Here is a 16,542-nt window from a genome sequence, read left to right as displayed (position 1 = left end):
TGTGCTTTTCTCTGTTAGTTACCTAAGATTAAGAAGGTCTCAAAATGCAATATTGTTTCGTTTTCATGATTTGCTTTTCAGAGGTTGCGAAAGAGGAAAGAGAAAAATCAATAAGTGGTATATACTTGTAAGAGTCTAAAGTTGGAGGGGCTTTGTTTTGATAGTGCGGATTTTTGTGTGTGATATATTGTTGTGGAGTGGGGTGTTTTGGCGATAATTCGTAGGGAATTGTGTTGTATTTGTGTTAGAAACCGTTTGAAAAATCAATTAACAATTAGCTGACTATCAGTTGTTTAGTTGGATTTGTTTTCGTGACTTTATGGATACCAAACACATAGAGTACGATGAAACAATACCCAACCAACCTTACCGATAGCCAGTGGAGCTTAATTGAAGGCGTTTTCAACAACAAACGCCCTCGAAAACATAAATTGCGAGATATACTCAACGCAATCTTCTATTTGCTTAAAACAGGGTGTCAATGGCGAATGCTCCCTTTTAATTTTCCGCCGTGGCAGACAGTGTATTACTATCTTACGGTTTGGAGGCATAATGAAACCATTGACAGAATACACGAACTCCTTCGTGATAAAGTACGCCAAAAAGCCGGTCGGGAAAAATCCCCAAGCCTTGGTTTAATAGACAGCCAATCCGTCAAAACAACCCGCAGTGGCGGTATTTGTCGTGGAATAGATGGTGGCAAGAAAACCAAGAGACGCAAAAGACACATAATTGTTGATACTTTGGGATTACTTTTGGCCGTGGCTGTGCATGCTGCAAAAGAGCACGATAGCAAGTCTGCACCAAAAGTACTCGCTCTTTTAAAAAATCGATTTGACAGACTCGTCAAGATTATTGCAGATGGTGGCTATCCTGGTGAACTAATCGAATACACCAAATCTAACTTTAAGCTCATTCTGGAAATAGTCTTACGTAAAGACGATTCTCCTAAATTTCAGGTTATACCTCAAAGATGGGTAGTAGAAAGAACTTTTTCTTGGTTTGAAAGTAATCGAAGACTGTCTAAAGACTTCGAGTTTAGAACTGACACCAGTGAAACTATGATTCGTTTAGCTATGATAAAACTTGTGCTGAATAGACTTTAACTTGACTTTTGAGACAGTTTCTTAATGTGTAGCCTGAAAATCTACGGCTATCTCTTCTTAACTGTAGAGCATCTCTAGAGGGTCTCTAGAGCATCATCGGAGTGTCTGTAGAGGATGAGCGGAGCTAGCTGTTTTAAATACCCTGAAAGCGCTAATCTGGAAGATTCGTATTTATATCCAGCTTGTTTTCTAACCGCGAAAGCGGCATCAAGAAATGGGGATATCATTACTAATGATAACGTATGATGGATATCCGGATATTTCTCTAATCCACTTTTCGAAGTATATATTATGGTGTGGTGCGCCTAATGCAGAGTGGTATTGTTCATATTTCTACAAATATCAGGGTGCTCTACCTATTATCAGCATGAGACGGGACAGAGTCCCGTAATATTTGTAGAAAAAATTGAATCTCCAGAAAACAAAGGTGTAGAGTACCATAATATCAGAGGTGACTGGATTTATAGGTAGTTATCCGGAATATTCATTTAACAATTTTACCCACATCGTCCGTAGCAGAGTTACCGTTTATTTTGTGCTGTCGCAATCCAAACCGCCTGCTATGTATGTCAGATTTCTTGCTTTTTTAACGACAGCCTATCTTTTCTTCAGAAAATATTTCATTTTAGCAATAACATAACCCGTTAAATCGTTTTACCTTTGCATTTGCAAAATCAAAATCTACATGTTGAAAAAGATTATGTCTTCTCTCCGGTTATACTGGACAAAGCTAAAAGCGTGGCGGGTGAAACGAAGAGCCCGTTTTCGTACTCTACCCTGGTATCGCAAGATTGCCAATCTGATTATCTCCTTTCTGGTACTTTTTTTGCTCTATCTTTTCTTAGTTGATATAAACTTTTTGTGGCTGTTTGGTAAATCGCCCAGTATGAAGAGTATCAAGGATCCTAACCAGAGTGTCGCTTCGCAGATTATCAGCGCCGATGGAAAGGTGATTGGTAAATATTTCCACGAGAATCGTATGCCGGTGGAGTATAACGAGATTTCACCGATGTTGATCAAAGCTCTGATTTCAACGGAAGATGAGCGCTTTTACAGTCACCATGGTGTGGATTTTAAAGGTATTTTTGCAGCGGCCAAAGATGCTATGCATGGGCGTAGTCGCGGGGCTAGTACCATTACCCAGCAGTTGGTCAAGAATATGTTTAAGACGCGTAAGCAGTATTCTACCGGAATTTTTGGCTATATCCCAGGCATAAAACTATTGGTTGCCAAGACGAAAGAATGGACTACAGCGGTTAAGATAGAAATGTTTTACTCGAAGGATGAGATTCTGACGATGTATCTCAATACCGTTGACTTTGGAAGTAATGCATACGGAATCAAAACTGCCGCTAAAACTTTCTTCAAAACAACTCCGTCTAAACTAACGACGGAACAGTCTGCTACGCTGGTTGGCTTGTTGAAAGCGACCACATCTTACAGCCCGATTTTACACCCCAAACGTTCTATGGAACGCCGGAATGTTGTGTTGGATAATTTGCTTAGTCATAATGTAATAACAGCACGGGAGTGCGACTCTCTGAAGCAGTTGCCGATTAAGCTGGATTATAGCATTGAGCAGGCTTTCGACGGTGACGCCCTGCACTTCCGGTCTTATCTGGCCAAAGAGCTTGAGGGTTGGTGTAAGCAAAATGGTTATGACCTCTATTCTGACGGGTTGAAAATTCACGTTACCATTGATACGCGTTTGCAGAAATATGCCGAAGAGGCGGTGGATAAGCAGATGCGACGCGTGCAAAAACGTTTCAACGAACACTGGCAGGGACAAAACCCATGGCAGGATGAGAACCATCAGGAGATTCCTAGTTTTATTGAGGATATAGCCAAAAGAACAGAGTATTATCGTGCGCTTAAGACGCGTTTTGCGAATAACATGGATTCGGTTCATGTTTACATGAACCGCCCTCACAAGATTAAGCTTTTCGATTACGAAAAAGGAGAAATTGAAAAAGAGTTGAGCCCTATGGACTCGATTCGTTACATGAATCGTTTCATGCACGCCGGTTTTATGGCGATGGAGCCGGAGAGTGGTTTTGTCCGTGCCTGGGTGGGTGACGTAAACTTTAAATACTGGCAATACGATAATGTAGGCCAGTCGAAGCGCCAGCCGGGTTCTACCTTTAAGCTCTTTGTTTATACGGCTGCGATGATGCACGGTATGTCGCCATGCGATATGATGACGGATAAACAAGTTTCATGGCCTTACCGTGAAAATGGTGAAGATAAGATGTGGAATCCGCACAATGCCGATGGCCGCTTTGGGGGCTATCCGATTACACTTAAGAATGCTTTTGCCCGGTCTATTAACTCTATTGCCGTGCAGTTGGCACAACAGGTCGGACTGAAAGATATCGTGAAATATGCCCACTTGATGGGTATTAAAACGCCGCTTGAAGAGATTCCGGCTTTGTCGTTAGGTGCTTCGGATGTCTCTCTGTTAGAGCTGGTGAATTCTTACTGTACAGTGGTAAATGAAGGTAATTACCATGAGCGGGTGTTGGTGACTTCCATCGAAGACCGCGACGGTAATGTGATTTATACTTACAAACCGGTGGTGCGTCCTGCGATTCCTTATGAAGATGCCTGGTTGATGCTGGAGTTGCTGAAGGGCGGTCTTACCGAGCCGGGCGGAACCACACAGGCTTTGTGGGAGTGGGATCTCTTCAAATGGAATACCGATTTCGGAGGTAAAACCGGAACGTCTTCCAATCACTCTGATGCCTGGTTTGTCGGCGTAACGCCGAAATTGGTAGGAGGTGCCTGGGTAGGAGGAGAACATCGCGCGGTTCACTTCCGGACTGGTAGTCTGGGTGAAGGTAGTAAATCTGCATTGCCTATATTTGCTATGTTTATGGAAAAGGTGCTTGCTGATCCTGCCTTAGCGCAGTATCGGGGTAAATTCCCGGCTAAGCCTAAGCAGACCATTACCCGTAACTATTCCTGTCACACTTATATGCAGCGTTCGTCTGCGTCCGATTCCCTGGAATCAACCGAAGGTATAGAGCCTATGCCTGATGCGGAGCAGCCTGCTGAAGAGACTCCGGCTGAACCTACAGAATAAGAAAATATTCCGAAATAAATGAAGGGCGCGATTTCAAATCGCGCCCTTTTTTTTGTAGTGCGCCCGGCATGGTCGTTAACTAGTCGGTGTAAGTCCGCTATGAGCTTGGTAGTAGGAATCATTAGCCAAAGGCAAGGGTGTCGTGGGTGACTGCGAATCTAAAGGAAGCCGGCGGCAAAGTCTTGGTCTGACGAACAGAAACTGCATATAAGGCTAACAGAGGGCGGATGAGTTTGCTACACAAAACAAAGTCCTATACTACCCGCCCCCTTTGGAGTAAATGCAGCAGGTATATGAGATGAAAGCTAACGATCTTACCCGGGGAGACCTGATTGGACACGTTTCGTAAAACCCTCGGAACAACACCGGCAGTGATGTCGGTCTGAGCAGTCAGGAGTCAGCAGAGGCCATAGTACCCGTGTATCGAGGGGAAGGGCTGAACATTAACCGGATTAAATGAAGCCAAGTCTAGAAAGATATGTAGACAGCAGTCAACTCCAGTTGAAGGAGACTACCGTATGATAGATAGGCTGGAAGCCGAAGGGTAATATGGAGTGCCGAGTATCAATCTGCAACCACATCAGGCGATCCAGACAAGATTTGTTGGAAAGAATCTTGTCAAGTTTAATGAACCGCCGTATGCCGAACGGCACGTACGGTGGTGTGGGAGGTCGAAACGGGAACTAATCCCGTTTCTCCTACCCGATTCCTTCTTCTAATACCATCTTACCCGTCATCTTTGAGATGAAATAAATTAAACTGAATATCCGGATATTCACCTAAGCCGCTAGACGAAACACATATTACGGTGCGCTGCACCTAAAGCTTGTTGGTGTTATCCATATTGCTGCAAATATTTTGGTGCTCAGCACCAAACATCAGCATGAGAAGGGGTAGAGCCCAGTAATATTTGTAGAAAAAATTGAATCCCGGGAAAACAAAGGAACAGAGCACCGTAATATCAGATTTCGATTGGAGCTATAGGTGGTTATTGGGATATTCATTAAATTAATTTCTCTGGCAATCATACCATTCACACTCTTCCTCTCTTTAACTTCTTTCACGTACTCTAAACCTCAAAATGCAAGATTCCACACAAATACGATAGTGCAAGTCTGCTTTAAGGTACTCCTGGCGGAATCAGTGACTGTCTGTTTGTGTGTTGTTCTGAGGTTGTTACGTAGTTGATTATACTTTTTTCTTTCATTGTTTTCAAAACATATATGTAACATCGGAGAAAGGCTTTTGTTGGAAAGGGAGATTATATGCTCTTTTTCTAAAGGCAGGATAGGAAACGTTAATAAGAAGAGGTAGGGCGATTTTGTCGTTTTATTGAAGGGGTAACTTCAAAGCCACCCCCTCAATAGTCAATGCTTTGCCCTTAATAGCCCGGTGGTAGATGTGGCAATTTATGGCGTCTGGATTTCAGGGGATGGTGGCCTAAAGTGTGTTGCTATTAATCCTTTTGCGGGAAGCAAGGGTTGGTATAGAATGCTATTTAAGTATATGGATTGATGTGTTATGTGAAAATTGATGGCATTTTCACTGTTTTGTTTTGGTGTTGTAGATGAAAAATATTAAAATTGCGGTGTTTATTGTTTGTGGATATAAATTATTGTTTGTTTTTGAGGGGTTAATGAAGAATGAGAATTATAGGATGCTCCTGAGATGAGATTCAGAGGTGTTAATGAGTAATCTTAAAAGTCAAAAGGATATGAGAAGGGTAAGAAATGAATTGATAAAGAGGGTTGCATTGATTATTGCGACACTCTTGATCGGATTATTTGGTGAGGGTTCAGTAGCCCAGGCTACGACTTTTTATTCGGTAAATAATGGTGACTGGACCAATAATACATGTTGGTCGCTCACTTCCGGTGGAGTTGTGGTTGGAGCTGGTGTTTATCCAGGGGCTGGTGATGATGTGGTGCTGGAAGGTGGAAGAACCATTACTGTTTCATCTTCAGGAGCTTGTGCCGGGGTTTCGTTCGCCGGAGGGAAAAGCCAGAATACAACATTGTTAATTGGCGCAGGTGGAAGTCTGGTCGTCTCAGGAACGATAACGATTCCCCGGTCTGACGGAACGGGAACTACATATCACAATACGATTGATGTCGGAGCCGGAACCCTGCAGGCCGGAGCCATTGCGTTTACTGATGGAGGAAGCTACAATCGTCATCAGATACTAATTTCAACCGGGACTGTGACTGTGACAGGGGATATCACCACCGCTAATCAGGGAGCTAGTGCTACTATTGCTTTTTCCGGTTCAGGAACATTAAATGTAGGTGGTGCTTTTTTAACTCAAACCGTAACCGGGACACAAACCGGAGGAGCTCTGGTTGCCGGAGCGGGAACGGTAAACTACACCGGAGGTGACCAGTCCATACATGCATTTACCTATAATAATCTTACCCTTTCCGGCAGCGGAATAAAAACACTTTCTTCTTCGATGAATTCTATTTCCGGAAATCTAGTATTGGCAGGGACAGTTTCTGTTTCTACGGCTGTCGGATTGAGCATTGGCAGGGATTTCCTGATAGGGGATGGAGTCAACAGGGCGACTTTTTCGGTGATGAATCACGACCTGAGTGTGGGCGGAATATCGGATATTGCCAATAGTTCTATTTTTACGATTACTTCGGGATATGGCACGAAGACTTTTACAGGGAAGGTTATAGTGGAGGCAGGCGGTACATGGAACAACACCGGAAATGAGGATGTTTCTTATCTTGGAGGATTGGCCAACTGGGGTACTTTCAATGCCGGTACAGGGATTCAGTCTTTTGATGCTACTCCGCAAACAGTAAATGGAAATCTTTCTATTCCATACCTGACCGTTAATGGGATCACACTAACTAATCAGAATGCACTATCAGTAACGAAGCGGTTGGCTGGAACAGGAACTCTTAGTCAGACGCAAAATGCAATTTTGAATCTCGGAGACGAGATGACGATAACCAATCTTTCTGCTTCTGACCGGGAGAACACGGTTGATTTCAACGGGACGGTTTCCCAGATAGTTCCTGCATTCAATTATTATCACCTGAAGATCAGCGGTGCGCATAATACCACAAGTGTGACCCTGGCTCCGTCTGGTATTATCGGTGTGGCTGGAGTTTTCTTACCTACAGCAACTTTTCAAAGTGGTAAAAAATATGTTACTACGGGAAGTACCATTGATTTTAATGGCGGGAATCAAAACATTCCTGCTTTTAACTACAATAATCTTACATGCAGTGGGATCGGGGTGAAAACCATGAATACCAATCTGACTTTAGCGGGCAACATGAATGTCTTGTCCGGTGCAGATCTGGAAGTTTCACCTGCGGTTCGTTTGAGTGTCAGCGGATCGATAACCAATAACGGGGTCTTTGCCCTGAAAAGTAATGGAGAAAAGGGAATAGCCACATTATTGGATAACGGCCCTGTGGGTGGAAGTGGAGAATATAGGGTGGAACAATGGCTCCCGGCGGGACGTAACTGGTATATTGCTTCCCCGGTTGCATCGGCTAAGGGAGTGGTCGCTTCACAAGCCGGATATGATTTGTGGAAATATGATGAAGCTGGTGCGTCATGGCTTACAGTCTCTGACGATGAACGTTTGTTACCGTTAAGTGGGTATGTTGTCTGTAAATCCTCAGAAGAAGATGGCCAAATCATATTTTCCGGAGGTGTTTTAAATACAAATCTTTCCTCCGTTATACTGCCCCGAACGCTAAACGGTAAGTCCAAACGGGGTTTTTACCTGGCCGGGAATCCTTACCCATCCTGTGTGGATTGGGATAGTCCCAATACGATACGGAAAAATCTCCTTCCGACGATCTGGTATCGTACTAAAAGCAGTACTTTGGGGAAGTATTTCTTTGAAACTTATAATCAGGGAGTAGGGACAAATGTGAGTGGTAATGGCAATGTCTCCAGATATATACCTCCGGTACAGGCGTTTTGGGTGTTTGCGTACGAGTCGGATAATGAATTGGGGTTTCCCAATTCGGTGCGGAGTCATCCGGTAAGTAATAATTTGCGAAGTGGAGTGGTGGATGACCAGAAAATTATCCGTTTACAGGTTTCTAATGGGAAATATTCCGATGAGGCCATAGTGCGATACACTCCGATGGCGCAAAGCGGATTTGATGATCTTGACTCCTACAAAATGTCCAATGGGAATGATTCTATTCCGGAAATTTACACCTATGTCGGTGGTGAAAAGATGGTGATTAACGGTAGGCCAGAGTTTCAGGGGAGAGATAATCTGCAGCTTGGGTTCTCTACCGGGCATGCCAATGCCTATACCATCCGTATGACGGAGTTTCTGAATTTTGGCGCCGGAGTCAGGGTCTGGCTTGTAGATCATCTGTTGAATAAGATGTATGATTTGACTGATAGTACGGCCTATCACTTTTCTTCCCCGGCTATCCAGACTAAAGACCGTTTTTCCTTGTCGATTAATACAATGCCCGAAATCGCGGCAGGCGATTGTCCTGTCGATATTGATAATCTTCAGTTGTATCTTGATGCTGATAAGAGGATTGTCCTGGAAGCTGCAAAAGAGAACAATTGGTATGGATCGGTTGTGGAGGTCACAAATATGGCGGGTCAATTGCTTTGGAGAGGTAAATTGACTGAGATGAAAACAGTCCCTGTAGAGTGTTTGTCTGTAGGGGTGTACTGTGTCATTGTCCAAAATAAAAGAGGTCGTTTTATTAAAAAAGTGGTGGTCCCTTAATGGGGAATATAAAGAAAGCGGTTCTATTCATTGATTTTTTGCTATCAGTCTGGTTTTGGCTAACGATGTCAAAATGCTTTGTTGGTATTGATTCAGCTAATCTGAACAATGCGTAAATGTTTCATGTTATTTTAGTACAATACTTAACTTAAGCCGTTTTATAGAGGGTTTCTCTTTGGCCCTATTATTGTGTCTTTCTTTTATGGTAGAAAAAATGAAAAGATAAACTGTCCTTACATCAAAATAGAGAGATAGGTTTTTTGCTCACAATTTAAAGTGATGGATTGTGTGAATTTTCAATTATAAAGGGCGTAGAAGTGTATTAGTCTTTTATTCTTTTCTGAATAAAATAATAAGTGTTCTTTGATTTAGATAGATGGCATTTATTGTCAATGTGTAGTGAATATCTTTAATTAGATGTCAATTGTTTTTTTAACCTAAACTGTGATTTTAACCTAACCTAACCTAACCTGAGATGTGATTCTAACCTAACCTAAGAGGAGAGTCCTTCCTGTAAAACAACTGTTTTTATGAAAACACGTAGAAGGGGGCTTTTTTGTAATTCGACTGAAAAGCAGTGTTCCCTAAAATTTAGATTAGCCGTTAAGTTGTTGGTATTCATTTGTTTTTTTGGAGTTGGGAATAGCCGGGCGGCATTAGTTGGCCCTAATATTTCAAGTAAAGGCGTTAATTTAACCGGAGTCGGAACTGCTCAATGGTCGAATGCGGTTAGGGTTAAAGCCATTGATGGTTCTTGCGCAAAAGTGTCGTTGGATCCGTCGGAAGTATCTAATTACTTGGTTGGTAGAGGTCTGGGCTTTTCATTGCCTATGAATGCACAGATTTCAGGAATTCAGGTTACTATAGGTTATTATAGTACTACTGGGGTTTCTCGAATACAGGATAGTGAGGTGCGTTTAGTTAAAGGTGGTGTTGTAACCGGAAATAGTAAGGCGATATCCAATACGAACTGGCCTATAACTGAAACAGCTAAGACTTATGGCCAAGACTCATCTTTATGGGGGGCAACCTGGAAAGCTTCAGATATTAACAGTGTGAACTTTGGTGTTGCTTTGTCCGTGAAAAATGCAAGCACGACAGATGTAAATACGGCTTACGTTGACTATATCCAGGTTACTGTTTACTACGGTATGCCTAAGCCTACTATTCAGGCGTCTAACCTGAGTTTTTCAAATGAAACCGGTTCGAGTATGACAATAAGCTGGAAACCCGGAAACGGAACAAATATTATTGTGTTAATGAACGATATACGACAAGTCGATAGCGATCCTGTAGATTTAATCACTTATAAATCCAGTTCTACCTTTGGGGCTGGTGATCAGATTGGTATCCGTAATTTTGTTGTTTTCACTGGTGATACTCTTGTTACAAGTGTTAATGTAACCGGATTGAATTCAAGTACAATGTATTATATATCCGTTTATACATATAACTCACCATCGAGTAAAGGAAATAATACTGAAAATGTTTATATGACACCTGGGGCAACAGGTAGAAATTCAACTAAGCCTGCTTCTCAAGACTATCAGAGTGCACAAACGGGCTTTTGGAAAGATGTAAGCACATGGCAAATCTATAATGATAAAGCAAATCCACCTGGATGGGAAGCTGCAAATTCAGCGCCGGATGCAGCTTCATCTGGCAAAATAACTATTCTAAATGGTCATATTGTCACGGTATCAACAGCTATTACTGCTGATGAGGTGCAGATTAATACCGGAGGAAAGGTGACTGTAAGTTCAACCGGAAGCTGGACGATTCAAGATGGAGCGGGAACCGATCTCTCTGTTGATGGGATAGTAGAGAATTCAGGGGTTATTTTATTGAGTGGCCCTAAACAAAACTCTATCCCAACTGTCGCATTTAATAGTGGAAGTTTTTATTATCATGCGAAAAATGATGGGAATATAATTGTAGCTTCGTGGGATGTAGGTTCGACATGTTTTATTTCCGGGGTTACGACTACAGTTCCACTTGTCGGTGGTTTAAATCAATCTTTTGGGAATTTTACATGGAAATGTCCTGGACAAACAGGTGTATTTGATTTGCAAGGTAATCTGAAAACCATTAAAAAAGACTTTTCCCTGCAAAGTACCGGTTCCGGTAGCCTGTCCTTAGGTAGCATTGCAGGAGATTTGTCTATTGGCGGCAAATATATTCAGTCTGGAGGTGTTCTGTATGGTACTCAATCCGCAATAAACCGTGTGATAACAGTTGCAGGTGACTTTGCTTTATCCGGTGGTACTCTGGATTTAAACACAGGGAGTGGGGTAGATTCGTTGAAAGTTGCCGGTAACTTTAGCCATACAGGTGGCATCCTCACTGTTTCAGGGACTTCGGTTGGTAGTGGTGTAGTTTTTAATGGAACTGTGCCTCAGATTTATACATCCGGTGGAACAGTCAGTAACAAGGTTAATTATACAGTCCTGAGTGATGCTTATCTGCAAATGGGAGCCGGTGCAATTCTGTCTGGTAATGGAAATTTTTCACTTTTGCAAGGTGCTACTCTTGGAGTAACTTCACCAGAGGGGATTTCAAAAAGTGGATCAACGGGGAATGTACAGGTGGCAGGTACAAGGGCTTATACCCTTGGAGCGAATTATGAGTATAACGGAGTTAGTGCTCAGTTTACTGGAAACGGTCTGTCTCAGAGCAAAACCGGAGATGTGAAGATAAATAATGCAGCCGGAGTAAGCCTTAGCCGATCTGTAATAGTTGGTGGAAGCTTATTTGTTAACTCTGGCGCCAAATTCAGTCAGGGGGATAGTTTAATAACATTATATGGTGACTTTGTTAACCGTGGCACATTGATCAGTAGCGGCGGAGGGTTGGAAATAACTGATGTGGCGGATCAAAGTATTGAAACTTATGTTACAACAGGAACTGTATCTATGACAAAGACTGAAGGTTTGGCGATGTTCCTTGGTGATTTTAGTGCAGGAGCCTTGTTGTTAAATGGTAATGGGGGGATATTACATTTGGGGTACGATCGGAATCATTCAACCGGAAACCTTACATTAACCGCAGGTGTATTAAATGCCGGCTCAAGTACCCTTAATATTGGAGGTAACGTTACCAAAACTGGTGGAACCTTTACGGCAAATGCAGGGACGATAAATTATAGTGGTTTGGGGAACCAAACAGTAGTAGACCTTGGTTATAACCATCTGGGATTTGCCGGAAGTGGTGTTAAAACAATATCCATACCACTTATCGTTGTAGGCAATTTGTCTGTAGCATCCGGCCCGTCTTTGGTCGTAAGTCCCGGAAAAGCTCTTACTGTAACCGGTTCAATATCCAATAGTGGGGCGTTTACTCTTTCAAGTGATACAATCGATGGTACCGCAACTCTGATTGATAATGGTGTTGTTAACGGAGGTGGAGCTTTCTCAGTACAGCAATATTTACGTGTTGCCTCACGAAATTACTATATGGCATCTCCTGTTTCAGACGCAAAGGGACTTCTTGCTTCATTTATGTATTATTATGATGAACCAACTTATTCATGGCAGAATGTTATGCCAGGTGACCCTTTGGTTCCTTTAAAGGGATACATACTAAATAATAATACCAAGGGGATTGTCAATTTTAGCGGAGGACAATTTAATACAGCGGGTAAAAGTATTGTGATCAACCGGACTGCCGGTGTCTATAAGGCCGGATTTAACCTGATCGGAAATCCATATCCGTCGTATGTCGATCTGAAAGCAGCAATGCAGAGCGCGTTGGACAATGGAGATCTGGAGCCCACTATCTGGTATCGTACAAAGACGAATACCGTGCCGAGTATATACGTTTTTGAAACAGTGAATACAACTACCGGAGTTGGAACTACTGTTTCTACGGGGGTGCCTGTTACTCAATATTTGCCGCCGATGCAGTCGGTTTGGGTGAGAGTTGCATCAGGGAAAACAAGTGCTTCGATCAGTTTTACAAATGCTATGCGATCTCATACAGATCTGAAATATGCCTCTAATAGACTTAGAAGTGCAACGGTCGATGATAACCGGGTGTTGCGATTAAGGGTTTCAAACGGGGTGAATGACGACGAACTGATCTTTGTGTTTAATCCATCTGCTTCTGACGGTTATGATGCTTACGACTCAGAAAAAATGTTGACAACAAGTGCTAATGTGCCCCAGCTCTATACGGTAGTTAATGGTGTGCAATTATCGATTGACGGATTGAATAATGTATCTTCGGTAAATACGTTGCCTCTGGTGTTTTCTACCGGCGAAGCCAACAGATATACCATCAGAGCTTCCGAAATATACAACTTTGATCCGGATACTAAATTTGTATTGGTCGATAATCTGCAACAAACCAGTTATGATCTGTCATCGGGTGGTTCATATGCATTTGCAACCACAAGTGCTGTTACAACTGCTAATCGTTTTACTCTATTGGTTGACACTAAATCAAATGTAGCTACAGCATTGAATCAAACGGAGGTTTTACCTGATGTGCAGATATATGCCGATGAAAATAAACAGATCGTGGTTGAACAGAACAGCACAAAGGTAAACGGGAAAGTAATTGTTGTAAATTCGCTGGGGCAGATTGTTGTCTCAGAAAACCTGACCGAATCAGCAACTACTTTAAAGCAACGATTATTTTCGGGAGTTTATGTGGTTACAGCAACTGTTGGTAATAGGCAACTCACAAAAAAGATTACAATAAGATAGTTTTTAGGTGCTTATCTATTGGGTAAGGATTCGGGATAAATGATTCCAAAAACTAAATAAAGTGATCTTCAAAGGCCCTTGTCAGAAACCGCAGGGGCTTTTTGTTTCTGAACATAATTAAAACTCCCGTGTAGGGAAACGCAGGGGGAAGGTTCGTTTCTGAATCTGGCCGGAAAGCCGTACTTTTGCAGTCAAATGAATAAGAGTATGCAAAAGTATATTTTAGTACTGGTGATATTGATGTTGGGAGGTAAGGTGTTTGCTTTGAATCCGGTGGATGTGTATGAGGCGACGGTTAAGATAGAGAAGGACACTGCGCATGAGTATATGTGCGGACTTGCCGAGGGTGATCAACTGATCTTTTCCTGTGAGTCGGAAAGAGGAGGGAAGCTGGAAAAGATAGAGGTGCTGGAGTACCCTTCATCATTGAAATTTTCAGATTACCTGACTTCCGAAGTAAAGCCCAAAACGATTACCATAACAAGTACCGGCATTTATCTTTTCCGTTTTACCAATGCAGAGAAGAAACCGAAGGTATTTCGCTATAAAATTCAGCGTATTCCGGCCGGAGAACAAACGGTTCGTTTTAACCCGACGGTTTACTGGAAGACAGCAACCGATACTGTTTGGTATAACGATGGCCAGCAATCAACGACTGTAACCGATACTGTAATTCATAACCTGACCGATCGGTTGGTTAAAGTACACTCTAAAATGAACAGTGGAGGCAATCGGACTTCTTTCAGCTTTACATTGCCACAGGGTACTATTGCATATAGCTACTATGTGGGAGTGAATCAGTCCGGTAGTAAAGCCTTTGCTGATGCCACCGGAAGTTTGCTTCGCTCTACCAGTCCTTTTATTTCAAAGATACCCGGGTATGGTCCGCTGGCTGCCCTGGCTATGAACGGGACTTCCTTCCTAACTACGCTGGTAAGCGGCGAGAGTGTAAAGTATTGGATTGCCGACGCGTTAAACGGAAACCTGTTTAACGTGGAAAAGCCCTTTAAATACATTAAATATGCCGAGGTGGTAAATGATTTTTCCCGCATGACTGCTCCGCTTAAAGGAACATACTTTATCTGCCTGCAAAATGAAAATAAGCTCCAGTCGATTGATGTGACCCTAAAGGTGACGGCAGTTGCACTACGCCAGAAAAAAATAATACGTCCGATTCGTAAATTCAGGCTGGAAAGCAAAAGTGAACCTTATTTGAAGAATTGATTACGGGCGAATTTATTACCACTCTGACTTGGTGTCTTTTCTCCCTTAGGATATACCTACATTTAGCGATTATACGCTTGTCGGATCGGATAACTATAACGACATAGGCACAAAAGATACATAGGATTTCCATAGAAATTCTATTGTGTTCGATGTGTCTATGTGGTTTTGTCGTTTTGTATCAGTGAAAAGTTGTTTAGACTGAATTTGTATTTTGTAATCTCTGGCTGGCAAAAGTGAAGTTTTTGCTAAAAAAAGAGGCTTGATATACCTCATTTTGACATATTTGGATTACATTTGCGCGATTTTATCAGCGACATTGTATTAAGAACACTTAACGGCTTGATTCTGAGAATTCAGGTGTCTGGTGTTTTATTTTCGGAAAGTGATTATTTTCAGTAGTTTATCTTTCTGGGCGTGTCGTGTTGTTCATTGACATCGTAGCAATTGAGACAAGGCATTTGATTCGGACTTCCTTTAAACGTTAGAAACAAGGGAGATGTTCGGTGATTCCTGATATTTTTCAGTTACCGGATAATCTACAGACAGTGTTTCCTAGATTTGCATATTCCTTCCCGGCGAAGTGATCGTTCGCCATTCGATAAATTCGACTTCTAAGTACTATTTTCCCGCATAACTTCATTCAGTAAAATAAATAACACATATTCTTTTCTCGAATATTGCCGTATCTCATTGAATACGATAAAAATAACCCTGAATTAATCTAAGCTTGAAGCATCAACGCATATCGGTGTGGAAGGCTGTCTTTTAAATTTTATATATTATCATAATGGGAAATGTAGCAGTTTTAGTCTTGCTGATTTTAGGTGTCGCGTTTGCGTTCATCGCGATTGGCATTGGGAAAATTTTCGGCATCCATTCGACGAATCCCGAGAAAGGCGAACCCTATGAGTGTGGAATTGTGACCGAGGGTGTGACCTGGGTACAATTTAACGTGGGGTATTACCTTTTTTCGCTGGTATTCCTGATTTTTGATGTCGAAATCGTGTTCTTGTACCCATGGGCTACCGTCTTGAAAGAGCTTGGTATGTTTGCGTGGGTTGAACTCGTTTTATTCTCTTTGTTCCTGTTCCTGGGACTTTTGTACGCATTTAAAAAGAAAGCTTTAACATGGATGTAAAGAAAGATTTTCTCCCCGACTTCCCGGGCGAGGCTTATAAAGATGATTCTGGCAAAACCAGCTTCATTGTAACCAGCGTGGACGCTATTGCCAACTGGGGACGAAGCAACTCTCTCTGGCCGCTTTCATTCGGTACCAGCTGTTGCGCAATTGAGATGATGAGTACCGTGTCGGCAAAATACGACTGGTCACGATTCGGATTCGAGGTAATGCGTGCCAGCCCCCGCCAGTGTGACCTGATCATCGTTTGTGGTACGATTACCTACAAAATGGCTCCGGTATTGAAACGTCTGTATAACCAGATGCCCGAACCGCGCTATGTAATCGCGATGGGTGCTTGTGCTATCTCCGGTGGTCCTTTCTGCAAACACTCTTATTCTGTAGTAAACGGTATTGACAAATTCCTGCCGGTAGATGTCTATATCCCCGGATGTCCTCCACGCCCTGAAGCATTGATTCACGGGATGATGTCATTGCAGAAAAAGGTGATGCATTCGAAAGCTTATGTGATTGAGAAACCTAAAAAAGATGAGACAGCGGAGTAATCCTCCCGGTGT

General features: G+C 42.4%; 7 protein-coding genes. All 7 read left to right on the top strand.

Going from position 1 to position 16,542, the window contains the following annotated elements; translation table 11 throughout:
- Positions 1-344 precede the first annotated feature (344 nt).
- The 7 genes from MLE17_RS12765 (at position 345) to MLE17_RS12735 (ending at position 16,530) form a co-directional block, all read left to right on the top strand.
- Entirely contained in the window at positions 345-1,106 is a 762-nt protein-coding gene (locus MLE17_RS12765) for an IS5 family transposase (RefSeq protein ID WP_243349094.1), read from the top strand.
- 685 nt (positions 1,107-1,791) lie between these two features.
- Positions 1,792-4,188: a transglycosylase domain-containing protein gene (locus MLE17_RS12760; RefSeq protein WP_243349093.1), complete on the top strand. Its 2,397-nt coding sequence runs from the start codon at positions 1,792-1,794 to the stop codon at positions 4,186-4,188.
- A gap of 1,714 nt (positions 4,189-5,902) precedes the next feature.
- Positions 5,903-8,914, top strand: coding sequence for a hypothetical protein (locus MLE17_RS12755; protein ID WP_243349092.1), 3,012 nt, complete (start codon positions 5,903-5,905; stop codon positions 8,912-8,914).
- 530 nt (positions 8,915-9,444) lie between these two features.
- Positions 9,445-13,620 carry a beta strand repeat-containing protein gene (locus tag MLE17_RS12750; protein WP_243349091.1) on the top strand — a complete coding sequence of 1,392 codons (4,176 nt, stop codon included), beginning with the start codon at positions 9,445-9,447 and terminating at the stop codon, positions 13,618-13,620.
- A gap of 207 nt (positions 13,621-13,827) precedes the next feature.
- Positions 13,828-14,844 carry a hypothetical protein gene (locus tag MLE17_RS12745; RefSeq protein ID WP_243349090.1) on the top strand — a complete coding sequence of 339 codons (1,017 nt, stop codon included), beginning with the start codon at positions 13,828-13,830 and terminating at the stop codon, positions 14,842-14,844.
- Positions 14,845-15,634: 790 nt separating this feature from the next.
- Positions 15,635-15,985, top strand: coding sequence for an NADH-quinone oxidoreductase subunit A (locus MLE17_RS12740; protein WP_243349089.1), 351 nt, complete (start codon positions 15,635-15,637; stop codon positions 15,983-15,985).
- A complete protein-coding gene (locus MLE17_RS12735; RefSeq protein WP_410795625.1) occupies positions 15,976-16,530 on the top strand; it encodes an NADH-quinone oxidoreductase subunit B in 555 nt (184 codons plus the stop codon). Before MLE17_RS12740 ends, MLE17_RS12735 begins: the two co-directional genes overlap by 10 nt.
- Positions 16,531-16,542 lie beyond the last annotated feature (12 nt).

This window comes from Parabacteroides sp. FAFU027, assembly GCF_022808675.1.
Taxonomy (GTDB): Bacteria; Bacteroidota; Bacteroidia; order Bacteroidales; family UBA7332; genus CAXXIC01.
The sequence above is the reverse complement of the archived record's forward strand: the minus strand, read 5'-3'. Positions and strand labels throughout refer to the sequence as shown.

Excerpts from the sequence above, each read along its gene's own strand:
- MLE17_RS12735 (WP_410795625.1), top strand. The coding sequence starts at position 15,976 with ATGGATGTAAAGAAAGATTTTCTCCCCGACTTCCCGGGCGAGGCTTAT.
- MLE17_RS12740 (WP_243349089.1), top strand. The coding sequence starts at position 15,635 with ATGGGAAATGTAGCAGTTTTAGTCTTGCTGATTTTAGGTGTCGCGTTT.
- MLE17_RS12750 (WP_243349091.1), top strand. The coding sequence starts at position 9,445 with ATGAAAACACGTAGAAGGGGGCTTTTTTGTAATTCGACTGAAAAGCAG.
- MLE17_RS12760 (WP_243349093.1), top strand. The coding sequence starts at position 1,792 with ATGTTGAAAAAGATTATGTCTTCTCTCCGGTTATACTGGACAAAGCTA.
- MLE17_RS12765 (WP_243349094.1), top strand. The coding sequence starts at position 345 with ATGAAACAATACCCAACCAACCTTACCGATAGCCAGTGGAGCTTAATT.
- MLE17_RS12745 (WP_243349090.1), top strand. The coding sequence starts at position 13,828 with ATGCAAAAGTATATTTTAGTACTGGTGATATTGATGTTGGGAGGTAAG.
- MLE17_RS12755 (WP_243349092.1), top strand. The coding sequence starts at position 5,903 with ATGAGAAGGGTAAGAAATGAATTGATAAAGAGGGTTGCATTGATTATT.